Source organism: Priestia sp. SRI_019 (assembly GCF_057586255.1).
On record NZ_JBYCZN010000017.1, the window covers coordinates 1 to 11,734 of the forward strand.

Annotated in this window: 11 protein-coding genes and 5 tRNA genes; 3 read left to right on the plus strand and 13 right to left on the minus strand. The window is 32.3% G+C overall.

All coding sequences use genetic code 11. The annotated features are described in order from the left end of the window. Window positions 1–1,208 precede the first annotated feature (1,208 nt). The 4 genes from AC2YJL_RS27285 to AC2YJL_RS27300 all read right to left on the minus strand — a co-directional run bounded on the left by AC2YJL_RS27285 (window position 1,209) and on the right by AC2YJL_RS27300 (window position 4,952). Window positions 1,209–1,913 (minus strand): DUF6944 family repetitive protein, encoded by a 705-nt coding sequence (locus AC2YJL_RS27285; protein WP_372586399.1) that lies wholly within the window; start codon window positions 1,911–1,913, stop codon window positions 1,209–1,211. A gap of 979 nt (window positions 1,914–2,892) precedes the next feature. After that, window positions 2,893–3,600 carry a DUF421 domain-containing protein gene (locus AC2YJL_RS27290; RefSeq protein WP_230932251.1) on the minus strand — a complete coding sequence of 236 codons (708 nt, stop codon included), beginning with the start codon at window positions 3,598–3,600 and terminating at the stop codon, window positions 2,893–2,895. A gap of 396 nt (window positions 3,601–3,996) precedes the next feature. Then, complete coding sequence (locus tag AC2YJL_RS27295; protein ID WP_230932252.1) at window positions 3,997–4,518, minus strand: hypothetical protein; 522 nt, start codon at window positions 4,516–4,518, stop codon at window positions 3,997–3,999. 56 nt (window positions 4,519–4,574) lie between these two features. Next, window positions 4,575–4,952 carry an SET domain-containing protein gene (locus AC2YJL_RS27300; RefSeq protein WP_230932253.1) on the minus strand — a complete coding sequence of 126 codons (378 nt, stop codon included), beginning with the start codon at window positions 4,950–4,952 and terminating at the stop codon, window positions 4,575–4,577. Between the two features lie 257 nt (window positions 4,953–5,209). On the opposite strand from AC2YJL_RS27300, the gene AC2YJL_RS27305 reads away from it, so the two are divergent. After that, window positions 5,210–5,890 carry a hypothetical protein gene (locus AC2YJL_RS27305; RefSeq protein WP_028408078.1) on the plus strand — a complete coding sequence of 227 codons (681 nt, stop codon included), beginning with the start codon at window positions 5,210–5,212 and terminating at the stop codon, window positions 5,888–5,890. A gap of 372 nt (window positions 5,891–6,262) precedes the next feature. Here AC2YJL_RS27305 and AC2YJL_RS27310 read toward each other — a convergent pair whose 3' ends face one another. Beyond that, entirely contained in the window at window positions 6,263–6,922 is a 660-nt protein-coding gene (locus tag AC2YJL_RS27310) for a DUF1796 family putative cysteine peptidase (protein ID WP_230932254.1), read from the minus strand. Between the two features lie 198 nt (window positions 6,923–7,120). Next, window positions 7,121–7,855, minus strand: coding sequence for a hypothetical protein (locus AC2YJL_RS27315; protein WP_230932255.1), 735 nt, complete (start codon window positions 7,853–7,855; stop codon window positions 7,121–7,123). 187 nt (window positions 7,856–8,042) lie between these two features. On the opposite strand from AC2YJL_RS27315, the gene AC2YJL_RS27320 reads away from it, so the two are divergent. Both AC2YJL_RS27320 and AC2YJL_RS27325 read left to right on the plus strand, forming a co-directional pair. Next, window positions 8,043–8,891 carry a hypothetical protein gene (locus AC2YJL_RS27320; protein ID WP_230932256.1) on the plus strand — a complete coding sequence of 283 codons (849 nt, stop codon included), beginning with the start codon at window positions 8,043–8,045 and terminating at the stop codon, window positions 8,889–8,891. A gap of 296 nt (window positions 8,892–9,187) precedes the next feature. Then, window positions 9,188–9,364, plus strand: coding sequence for a hypothetical protein (locus AC2YJL_RS27325; RefSeq protein ID WP_230932257.1), 177 nt, complete (start codon window positions 9,188–9,190; stop codon window positions 9,362–9,364). Between the two features lie 78 nt (window positions 9,365–9,442). On the opposite strand, the gene AC2YJL_RS27330 is transcribed toward AC2YJL_RS27325, so the two are convergent. The 7 genes from AC2YJL_RS27330 to AC2YJL_RS27360 form a co-directional block, all read right to left on the minus strand. Then, window positions 9,443–9,640, minus strand: coding sequence for an IDEAL domain-containing protein (locus AC2YJL_RS27330; protein ID WP_230932258.1), 198 nt, complete (start codon window positions 9,638–9,640; stop codon window positions 9,443–9,445). Window positions 9,641–9,819: 179 nt separating this feature from the next. Further along, the gene (locus AC2YJL_RS27335; protein ID WP_230932259.1) at window positions 9,820–10,431 is read right to left on the minus strand and encodes a recombinase family protein; all 612 of its coding nucleotides are present in this window, start codon (window positions 10,429–10,431) and stop codon (window positions 9,820–9,822) included. Window positions 10,432–11,107: 676 nt separating this feature from the next. Beyond that, a tRNA-Glu gene (locus AC2YJL_RS27340) sits at window positions 11,108–11,179 on the minus strand. Window positions 11,180–11,218: 39 nt separating this feature from the next. Beyond that, window positions 11,219–11,295: transfer RNA gene (locus AC2YJL_RS27345), tRNA-Ile, on the minus strand. Window positions 11,296–11,388: 93 nt separating this feature from the next. Beyond that, window positions 11,389–11,481 (minus strand) — tRNA-Ser (locus AC2YJL_RS27350). 10 nt (window positions 11,482–11,491) lie between these two features. Then, window positions 11,492–11,567 (minus strand) — tRNA-Ala (locus tag AC2YJL_RS27355). A gap of 25 nt (window positions 11,568–11,592) precedes the next feature. Continuing rightward, window positions 11,593–11,669, minus strand: a tRNA-Pro gene (locus tag AC2YJL_RS27360). Window positions 11,670–11,734 lie beyond the last annotated feature (65 nt).

Genomic DNA, 11,734 nt, shown 5'->3' on the forward strand with positions numbered 1-11,734 from the left:
GGTGATTTCTTTCATCATAATTCCATTTAACATCTTTTTTACCAGCATCATACTAGCCCCCATTTTCGTTTTAAGAGTATAGTACTAGTATTCAAATGCAACATGATATTTCCTGCTAAAAGAAACAATCAAATATAGAACCATAAACAAAAAAGCTCAAAGAATCTTTGAGCTTTTCTCAGAGTGAAACTCTCTCATTAAACAATACTCTGACCAATAGGGACATGTCTAAGGAGCATACCAATTTAATGAAATATTCGTGTCACATTAACATGATATGTGGGATATAAGGCACGTGTACCTAAAGGGAACAAGACTATTGGATATTTTTATATATGTAAAATTAAGTAAAAAGCTATGCTCTATCCAAAATAAACATAGTATTTAAAAGGAGGACTCAACAACCTTACAAAATGAAACAGAAATAACACTTGTTCTCATAAGATCAAGTGTTATTTCTGTTTTAGATGAATTAAAAAGCATATTCAACGCAAATTAAAAAAAGAAGAAGCTTTTAGTATCCATGAATGCGCATTAAAAAAGGAAAAATCACTTGAAGAAATAAGTGTTTTTTTCTTTTGTTGAAAGGAATCAAAATATGAAAAATTTATTTAAATATTTGTTCTTTTTAATTGGCGGAACAATTTGGCTTAGCGTTTTAATATTTTCTATTTACACTGATCTTGCTAATGTTTACGGCTATAACCCCGCACGTATAGAGGAATAAAGAAGTAAAAAGATTCAAAACTATAAAGAAACATAAAAATAAACAACCTGAATATCAAAAAATACTTTGAGCAAACTATTCATGATGCCTACTAGAGAGTGTCTTCCACTGCAACCTAATAAAAAAGAAAGATGTCCTCCCTGACGTCTTTCTTTTTTTATTAGGTACTTAAGGCATAAAATTGGTTAGTTTAAACAAACTACTCATGATGATTAAAGTCACCAATAAAAACATAGTTTGCAATAGAAGAAACTACTGCTAGTCCCAGTGGTTTCTTCTATTTTCTATTTGTAATTTTCGATTTTATAAGAAGAAGTAACTGTTAGAGATTTTCATTCTAACAGTTACTTCAAAAATTTACTTCTTTTGATTATTTGCTACTGAAGAATTTGTATTATTATCTTTATCCTTGTAATCCCCTTTATTTATTGTACGATTTACGTTAATATTTCCATCTTTACTGCAGTAGTTAATGTCCATATTAAAAATATTTATTTTGTATTACATCCTCGTATCTCCTTTTATCGCCTTGTGAGGCATTATCGTCTTTTTCATCACTATTTGTAGAATCATCTTCTTGCTCTTCATTGCTTTGTTCTTCACTTTCTTCTTGAATCTGTCCAATTAATGAAATAACAGATCCAACAGCCTGAATCCAACTTCCCGTAACATCTAATGACCATATCGTGTTATTATTATCCTGTTTTTTCTTAGACGTTTCTTTGTTCTCTATATAATTGTCTTTTAATTCATTTATACCACTTAAAGCTTGTAGTGAATTCCCAATAATCTGAAGTAAATTTCCAATGATATTATAAATTTCATTTATATTTGATGTATCTTGAAATTCATCTCCTAAAGCAGCAGCGCCACCTAGAGCTTGAATCCAGTTACCACTAATAATTAATTTCTGTTGTATTATGTCGTCAAAATCTATGACAAGCCCAGAAATAACGGTCACATTTCCAACAGATTGAAGTTCATTTCCAACTTTCTCAAGATTCTCTTCTCCTTGTCCATCAGCCTCTAGAGCATTTCCTACGGCTTGGAGTTCGTTTCCAATTAAGCTTAAATCTTTTCTAAAACTTTCTCCTAATGAACGAAAGGGAGTGCTCCCTACAGCAGCTGTAACGGTTCCAATAGCTGCTAACCAAGCACCAAAGATTTCTTTTAACTGATTATCCATAATGATCTATCCTGTCGTTAAAGACATAATTTCTGACAATAAAAAGTACCCATTAGAATCTAAAATCCAAAGGGTACTTTAAAAAAAACAAAATATAAGGATTCTAGGGCAATAAACTTAATACTAAGAGCAAAGTATAAGCCTATATTATTGTATTCATTAATAATCATATAGGTAACTTGCCTATACGAATAAAACTTCACTTTTCGAGAACACTACCCAAGACGATTCATATCATCGTTTCGCCTAGCGCAATCCATGAAAAACTCCTGAACAGGAACCAGGAGTTTTTTCTATTTTTTGAATGCATATCACATACAAACCTAGTTATTATAATGGACTTCATTACCAACAAGCTTTAAAATTCATTTCGTATAGTACGATTGCAACCATTAGTATTTAATAGGAGTGATTAACAACTTGGCTCAGTTTTTTTGTCAGATTTGTGATTCTGAATTTAAAAGCTATAACAAAAATGCGAAATATTGTTCTCAGAAGTGTAAAGGAAAAGCATATATCAAACATTCAATAAAAAAATGTAAAATTTGTAGAAAAGAATATAAACCAATACGAGCTACAAGTAAGTTTTGTTCTCTTAAATGTTGTGCTGCAGATAAGAAGAATAAAGTTATTCTTCTACCCTTTTTCATATCTACAAGATATGCTGATTTAATTAATATGATAGACCTTGAACACTTTTCATACTAGCTCACTACATTTCAAAATGTCCTTATAAACCTTAATGAATAAAAATTTATATAGAGAGAAAACTACTCAAGATGAATGCATCATTGTTCTAAAGCTAACTCCTAAGGAACAGAAAAAACTACTTCTCGGACTCAGAAGTAGTTTTTTCTATTTCAAGCTTTATATAGTCTATAAATGTAGTTAACATAATGAATTTTATACCTTAAAACAGTTATAGCTGTTTTTTAATTTTCTTAAAAGATAATTTACACATATACATGAGACTCCATAATTACTTATATAAAAACACCTTTATATTGTCATTCTTATCATCTATAGTTGCTAATAAAATATTTTTTATCTCTAGCCCATATACTGTTCTAATGTGATTTTTTAACCATTCTTCTTCTTTACCGGTTTGTTTTAATTCCTCAAAATCAATCTTCCCATCTTTAATAATTGTAATAGGCAAAGAGAAAGACTTTGTCATCAGCTTCATATCTTTAGGAGTTAGTGTTTGATACTGGGATTCTAAAAAAAATGAAATAGTACCATCTGATTCCCATAATGCTAAAGCAACTTGTTGAATATCATATATTTGTTTTTTTCTTAATTCTGTTAGTAAAACATCAATAGGTATTCTAGCTTTAGTTAGACCTTTATAGAGTATCTCCCCATTCTTTATAAGAGGAAGAGGCGAAGGATCAACAAATTTTGTGAATCTTAACCACTTAAGACTTAAAAATACTAAAATAAGATATAAAATAACTAATACACCTATCGTTATCATAGAACCCTTCATTCCTAAGTGTTGGTCTGATAAAGGATGAGCAATAATATTTCCTATTGATAAAGCCATTATAAAATCAAGGAGCCTTAACTGAGACAGCGATCTCTGTCCCATTATTTTAGTAACAACGAGTAAAAAGAAAAAAGAAATAACTGCTCTTAGAATCCATTGAACTGCAGTAAGTGATTCTTGACTATAAAAAAAATCCAATACATTCACATCCTAATTGTTAGTCGGAAATCTTAATAAGTATCAACTATTAGCTACTAATTATTTACATAAAAGTATCTATCTTATACAAATGGTTAATTTCTAATACTTTGAGCAAACTACCCAAGACGCCGCGAGGCATCGACTACTTTCGAACCCTTATTAGTTTCTCTAAACAGAAAAACCTACTGATCTCTGTCAAGTAGGTTTTTCCGTTTTTTAAGCTGTATATCGTATACAACGTTAGTTAACATAATGTTAGTTATCGGAAATAAAGCCGTTGGAATTATTCATTCCAACGGCTTTACTTGCACCAAGACAGACATGTTCAAACTCTTTCTACTCCATAACATAAACTAATTTTTTTCGGAAAGTATGGTGAATATATATTAAAAATTATTGGTGCACCTGAAAAGCATTCCAAGTATTTGCTATAGTTGTGCAATTTCGTGTAGTTGGAGCTGTATCAACTGTAACTTCACAAGTCCCTAAATTTACACTCTGTAATTCGACAGATGGAGTACCAATTAGCTCAATGGTAAAAGCTTGTGCATTTCCCCAACCATTAGCAGTCTCCTGTTGTAAATTATAATTCAATAAGTCACAGATGACATTACAAGAACCAGCTACGTCATTACCACTTGCTCCACCATTTTTTCGTACTTCATAAGAAATAAAATTTTCAATTTCTTTACATGATAGTATTACAGTCCCAAATGGACGTTGAACTGAAACCTGACATGCGGATAGATCCACGGCTGTAATAGGAAACTGACCACTCACATCAGGCATTTCAAGTACAAGAGTCCATCCAAAATTCTGAGCCGCAGTAAAGTTCACTCCTAGTACTTGGCAAATTGCACTATTACAACCGCCGCCACCACCACTAGGAGGCTTTTTCCCTTTTTTCTTAGGCAATATAATCACTACTTTCTTAGATTTTAAATTCATATAAAAATATAAGAGGAAATTTATTAAATGACGTTAAACCATAGAGGAGACTTATCTTTAGGATCACCATTGTAGTTTATAGTGATTTCTTCATTTTTCTTAATGTCAACAATACAGTAAAACTCTATCGTTACTTTTTTTTCATTAGTATAATAGATACAATTTGGAGAATATGAATGATTGAACAAGGAACCATAACCCAAAGCAATTGCTGTATCATTACCTTCTTCTCCCCAATAAAAGCAATAATATGACATTACAGTTTTTTCTAAGTATTCCCATTCATTTTTTGGTGAAATTACAACGGGAGATACTTCTATAAGCTCCCCTTTTTTGATATCACGTAAAGCATATATTCCTCTACCATATTTTTCGGTATCCTTAACATATATTGATATCAAATTAATAACTCCCTTTTAAAATTAAAAGTTATAACAATGTAGAAAATATCTACTTTAATATTCTATTATTTTTTATCTATTTGGTTTGTATGCTTGTCCTAATATTACTTACATTAATTAAAAATTATGTATACGATATACATAATTAGTTGACATAATCACAGTTATCGGTAGCATTTCTAATATTAATGTTTAAAATGATAGTTAATTAAATAAGATTTAATTTTTATCTATAAACAAGAAGGGATACCGTTTAAATGTTTAATATTCATATTATGGATTGGGCAAAGAAAAGACCTAAAAAGCATTACAATAATATACATGAGCTTAGGATTTTCGAATTGATTTTTTGTAGGAAATTGAAGGATCTAGGATTCGAATTAGACGAACTTAATAGCATTACTGTATATTGTTTAGCTAATCCCAATAAGGATGTATCATATTCAGAAGAGAAGGCCATCCATGAGGTTGAAATACTTCTTCCAGATGATTATATGTTATTTACAGAATTAGAGTCAGTTGAAGAAAAATATCAAGCATTTTGTAACATAGTTAGAAAATATATAATACCTACTTTGGAAAAGTACTCTTCATTTTCTTTAGTAACTATACAAAAATATGTAGAAGAAGCTTTAAAAGAAATAGTTAGACAAGATTATGAAGCCATTTTTTTAGCTGCAAAAACACCAAAGAAAAGCCCTAACCGTAAACTAGTAGCAATGTTGAAGGGAGTACATAGATATTCTGGCTTTCAGTTATGGTGTGAGGTCTACAATGAAAGAGGATTAAGAATAATTAATGAATTACTCGTAGAAGAGGTTGGAAATGAAACTGTATATGCCAGATTCCTAGGAGAGTTGAAATGGGAAAGCAATCAGTTAATTACGGTTAAGTCTAAAACAAGTAGTTGGACGAAAGAAGTCCATGTTCCTTTATAATGCATTTTCTACTTGTATACGGTATACAGGTCTAGTTTACATAAACACTCTTTCCGGAACACATCACAAAAAGAACCCCTTATGGCACAAGGGGTTTAAGATAATATGACGACTTACTTTATGCAGCTTTTTATACATCCTTGATTTGCCGACGTTCTTCAGAAAGGTGATTACTAAAAAATGTATAAAAAGTGCACCATTTATACATATGCTGATCCTAAGAATATAGTCTTTATAAAGAATTCATGGTAAGATTTACATTATCTACTATTAATTCTTTGCTAAGTTTGAATCCAAAGAAGCAACCTCTCTCCAATGCCACGGGATATGAGGTTGCTTCTCTTATTTTGAAACTCTTCTTATGCTTTCATTTTATTGTTTTCTAGAACTTAATGTTATACCTTCTAAAACATAATTCCATGTTTCCAGGTCATTAGGGAGTCTCGGTACTTTGACTGCACATACTTTATCAATTTCCCAATTAATTTCACTTACACCGTTGAATCCTTCTTCAGGGCATAGGATAAGAATATTAAAATTACCTTTAACAATCTGTTCTAAAATTGCTTGTAATTCTAAAGTTTGCTCATAGGTAGCAGCCCATCTAATAAATAAAACAGATTCAGAAGTTGTGATTTTTTCTATAAAACGATTAATTCGATTTGTAAGTTTTTCTTTATAGGAGGTGTATGTGGCACTCCAATGTTGATGTGGAATGATTGGGAAATCGTGGACTGAAATAATATTATAATGAGTATCCTCTATTAAATAAGATTGTACCCCTTCAATTAAGACCCCATCATCAGCAAATGCAAACGCTCCATCAGTCAGTTGCATGTTTTCAAGTTCCATAAAATTGCTGAATTTATTTTTCAGTAACCTATTAACATCAGAAAGTGATAGAGATACACTCCAGTCTAGTGGCCCAGAGAATGTCCTTAAATTTAAGCGTTTTAATTCCATTGCAGGATTACAAGCACTGCCTAAGCTAACAATTATATCGTATGATCCTTTGATTTCTTTTAGGTTCAACAGAATTCTCCTTTTTTATGACCTACTATATTAAATAGTGAATTGAATAAATTGAATTGTACTAGTTGTAAAAAAAGATTAAATGCAAAAGTAAAATTATAGGTAAAAAATCCTTTTTAAACATTCTTTAAGTGCTAATAGTTTCTTTTATAATTATTCGTTTTGTATATATCATGCACTACTTTCAAACTAGTTGATTTAATTAAAATATTTATAGAATAAACTATCGGGTACATTGAGCTTTTTAGGTTGATAACTTCTCATAACGCACATTGGACATTCAGAAACAAAATAATTTGTAACTTTAGGGTCGTCGTAACCACCCCTATGGAGCCAAGCATGAAACATAGAGCCTATAAGCAAGCCGGCAGTTACATTCGGTTGTTGGAGTTGGTATACATTAACAATCATAGATAACGGAGTTTGAGTCTTAGTGACTGTCTGTGGTAGTTGTATTGTTATAGGAGAAGGGGTGTATATCCAATCTATCCTAGCTCTTTGGGATCGGCGAAACCCATTGTCTTTAATGACCTCTGTCAATTGCTCCATAGCTAAATCTGTAGCCCGTTTCCCGTCTGTAACATTAATACCAAAATAACGTAAAGGCTGTAAGTTTTTCATCGCATATGTGTTCGTGCAATCAGCTAATTGTGATACACCATTATTAAATCCATTGTTCCATTTTTGTGTTAGATGCAACGACCAGTTAAATAATACACCATTGATAGTGTCTTGAATTTTTTGTACCTGGTCTGGGGTAAATCGCTTAGAAATATCAAAGAAAATAGTTGGTGGTAAGCCAGAGATGCCCTGCGGGATAGGGACTGCAAAAGCTATTTCGCTATAAATTTTTAGTGGAAGGTATTGTAAGAATTCTTTATCTTGATTTTTTTGAATAGATTTCTCTAAATTTTGTTTACTATTCGTTAGCAATGTTATGTTCCCCTTTTTAAAAAGGTATTTATATTAACAGAATATGCTACCAACCAAAAAGAGTTTGGACATGCTTAAAAAGAAAATATTTGTTATTCTACTTCTATTAAATAAAGAAGCATTTTTATCATCGTACAAGCAGTTCTTGATTTATTGAATAATATATCAAGAACAATAGACAGAAAGGGTGGTAAAAATAATTAAGAACGATAAAGGTAAAAGAGAAAATGACTACGTTCAAAATCAACCAGGATCCCCACTAGCTACTACAGTTAATTTAGCAGTTGTGGGTGATAGCCATGTAGGTTTTTTAAACAGTCAAAGTATGTTTAATACCCTTTTGCAAAGAGTCGTGAATAATGGTAACAAACGATATATCATATTCGGTGGAGATGATGTACACGCTTTAGGTGCTTCTTCAATACAAGTAGCTGAAACATATTACCAACAGTTCACTAATATTTTGAATAATGTTTTAGGAGCAATTCCCTTCAGATCTTCTATAGGAAACTGGGAGGCTACTAACAGAAATAACAGTAGAGCTTTATTTCGACAGTACATCAATCGTTATTTAACTGGCTATAGAGTTATTCCTGGAACACAAGGGTTAGTGCGTCATGTTTGGTTAGATAATGGTCAAGGAGGGGTATTTAGCCGGGATAGCTTAAACTTGCTAAGTAACTTAGATCCTAACTATTATTACATTATTGATTTTCATTGGCCTTTGAGAGTTCCAGGTATAACTACGGAAATACATGGTGATCATGTTACGACTCAAATGCAGACAAACATGTTTTTTAATGCTATACCCTCTAACGTAAGGAACAAAATTTTAGCGATTTTCACTCATCATGCACATAAATTTTTTGCTAACTCAGTTACAATCAATCCTAACTTTCCTAATACCTCATTTTTTGTAACTGGATGTTCAGGGGACTATGCATGTATATCCAGCGAGAGAGGATACTATGAATTAAATTTAACAGTCCAAAATAATATAGCTATTTTGCAAACCATAAAAACTCTCGTTCAATAACTTGAGGAATAAAGAAGACTACATTAAGAGTAGCTAGGATAACCTTAGGTAGCTTTCCATTCTCAAAATGCAGCTTTTCGCCAGCTTATATAACTAGCGAAAAGCTGCATTTATTATTTCATTTGTATAAGTTTACTTTTTATAACATATTGTCTCCTTCCTCTCACAACTTACTATTTCTTAGTACGTATGATCGTGTTATATTGAAAGATAAAACTATTCCTTTGATCTTTAAGGAATATAGCTTTATCTTCTTTTTACAATATATCTCCATCAATCCGGAAAAGGAGGATTTTATGAGTAACATTATTAACTTTAATAAGTTTCAAAGACATAAAATAATGAGGAAAGTTCTTCGTTTCGCTTTAGTAACAGGAACAATTATGATCTGCTGCATGCTTGCTTATGTACTAATCTTAATAGAAATACATTTTCCTGCTCATTATCCCATTTATATTGAAGCTAAACCATAATAATTATGTTCTTAACATCTTATGAAAGATACTCAGTCAGGTTTGTTTATATAATGAATTCCTATTTCCAATTATTTATTAAGATACAAATTTTAGTTCATACGTTAAACGCAAAAAAGCTTCTTTGTCTTTATTCTTTAAGGACAGATCAATTTCTTCAAGAATTTTACCCTTTTTGAATTGTTTCGTTACTTGACTTAAAAACAATTCAGCTAATATTTCTTCAGATATATTTTTTTCAATTTGACTCATTTCGTTGGATATATTATTTTCCATAAACAATTAACCCCTTTATCATTCTCTTTTAAAAATAGTGTTTCCTTTTTTCATTGTTTTGATACGAGGTTAATAGATAAATTAGTATATAGAAAAGTGTGTAATAAAAGATAACTTGACACAAAGAATAATATTTATTTCAAAACTCTAAAGATAAAACATAGATTAGCTTAAATAGTTTACATATTCGTTGCATTCTCATGTTGTTTTACTAATTTATAAAACGTTGTCTTTTTTACATTCGCTTCTTTCATTGCCTGTACGGCTGTAATTTCATTTCGTTTCCAACGGTTATAAGCCTCAATAAAATCTTGGCTAACTTGGGCTTTAGGGCGGCCAAAAGATATACCGCTCTTCAGCGCAGCATTAATTCCTTCTCGTTGGCGTTTACGAATACGATCTCGCTCTTCTTGAGCCATCCAGGACAAAATTTGAAGAACCAAATCTGCAATAAAGGTTCCCAAACTATCCTTATACTGAGTCGTATCAAGCAAAGGCATATCCAATACAACAATATCTGCCTCAATTTCCTTTGTGATAGCATTCCACTCTTGTAAAATTTCTTCTTTGTTACGCCCAAAACGATCTAGTGAATGAATGTAAAGGATATCCCCTTTACGAATCATTCGTTTTAGTAATTGGTACTGTTCTCGATTGAAATTTTTTCCACTTTGTTTATCCATGAAAATATCTCGAGGAGAAATGCCCACTTCTTCCATGGACTGAAGTTGTCGTCCTTCATTTTGATCTCGGCTGCTTACACGGATATATCCAAATTTTCTATTTTCCATTTTTATACTCCCTTTTGTGTCTATCTTCCTTTTATTCTATCAAAAACGTTCGTAAAAGTGTATGAAATAAAGAGAACGTTCGTAATCATTTTTCTGACTTAAACGAACGATAGAAACAGTAGATTTCTTATATAAAAGGAAAGTTCGTAAAAGTATACTTTTACGAACGTCGTATTTTTTTTATAATTAATGTTAAATTTATATAAATGATAAATAATCAAATAAAAGACATTATAGAGTATAAATAAGGAATTGATCCTGAGGACCGTTTGAAGGAGTTATTAATAAGAAATTAAAAAAGAAATTATTTTTCGCTTCTTACTTTATTAATATTAGAATGAAAGTCTAAAAAGGTAGCACTACATACTGTATACTTGCTGCATTACTTTTTACAAACTTAAAAATCTAAATTTGTACAAATAATATTTACATATTAATAAAAGACATACTATTGGAGGTCATAACTCTTTAATTAGTGAAGCTCTGCAAAATTTGAATAATAGTGCTAAGTAGGAACATATTGCTGCTTCTATGGCTTAAACCTATAACCATTATGTTATATTATTGATTTAATTCAAAGAATATTTTTCCATAGTTCCCTTAACACATACACTTTAATTGTCGACTATCTACCACAAATAAAAGAGCAGTTTGCATTTGCAAACTGCTCTTTTGATGACCCGTACGGGATTCGAACCCGTGTTACCGCCGTGAAAGGGCGGTGTCTTAACCGCTTGACCAACGGGCCATGATTATTTTTTAAGTTTAACTTAACTGTTTATTATACTGGTGGGCCTAAGTGGACTCGAACCACCGACCTCACGCTTATCAGGCGTGCGCTCTAACCAGCTGAGCTATAGGCCCTTTACTTGGAGCGGGTGATGAGGATCGAACCCGCGATCTCCTGCGTGACAGGCAGGCATGTTAACCGCTACACCACGGGACCAAAATAGAAAATGGAGGAGGAAGAGGGATTCGAACCCCCGCGGGCTTTAACACCCCTGTCGGTTTTCAAGACCGATCCCTTCAGCCGGACTTGGGTATTCCTCCGTATACTGTATGGTGGAGCCTAGCGGGATCGAACCGCTGACCTCCTGCGTGCAAGGCAGGCGCTCTCCCAGCTGAGCTAAGGCCCCATCATGGTACTGATACTGGTACTCGTGGTCGGGAAGACAGGATTCGAACCTGCGACCCCTTGGTCCCAAACCAAGTGCTCTACCAAGCTGAGCTACTTCCCGTGTATGGCGCGCCCGAGAGGAGTCGAACCCCTAACCTTTTGATCCGTAGTCAAACGCTCTATCCA

Excerpts from the sequence above, each read along its gene's own strand:
- AC2YJL_RS27325 (WP_230932257.1), top strand. The coding sequence starts at position 9,188 with ATGAGTAACATTATTAACTTTAATAAGTTTCAAAGACATAAAATAATG.
- AC2YJL_RS27330 (WP_230932258.1), bottom strand. The coding sequence starts at position 9,640 with ATGGAAAATAATATATCCAACGAAATGAGTCAAATTGAAAAAAATATA.
- AC2YJL_RS27285 (WP_372586399.1), bottom strand. The coding sequence starts at position 1,913 with ATGGATAATCAGTTAAAAGAAATCTTTGGTGCTTGGTTAGCAGCTATT.
- AC2YJL_RS27335 (WP_230932259.1), bottom strand. The coding sequence starts at position 10,431 with ATGGAAAATAGAAAATTTGGATATATCCGTGTAAGCAGCCGAGATCAA.
- AC2YJL_RS27305 (WP_028408078.1), top strand. The coding sequence starts at position 5,210 with ATGTTTAATATTCATATTATGGATTGGGCAAAGAAAAGACCTAAAAAG.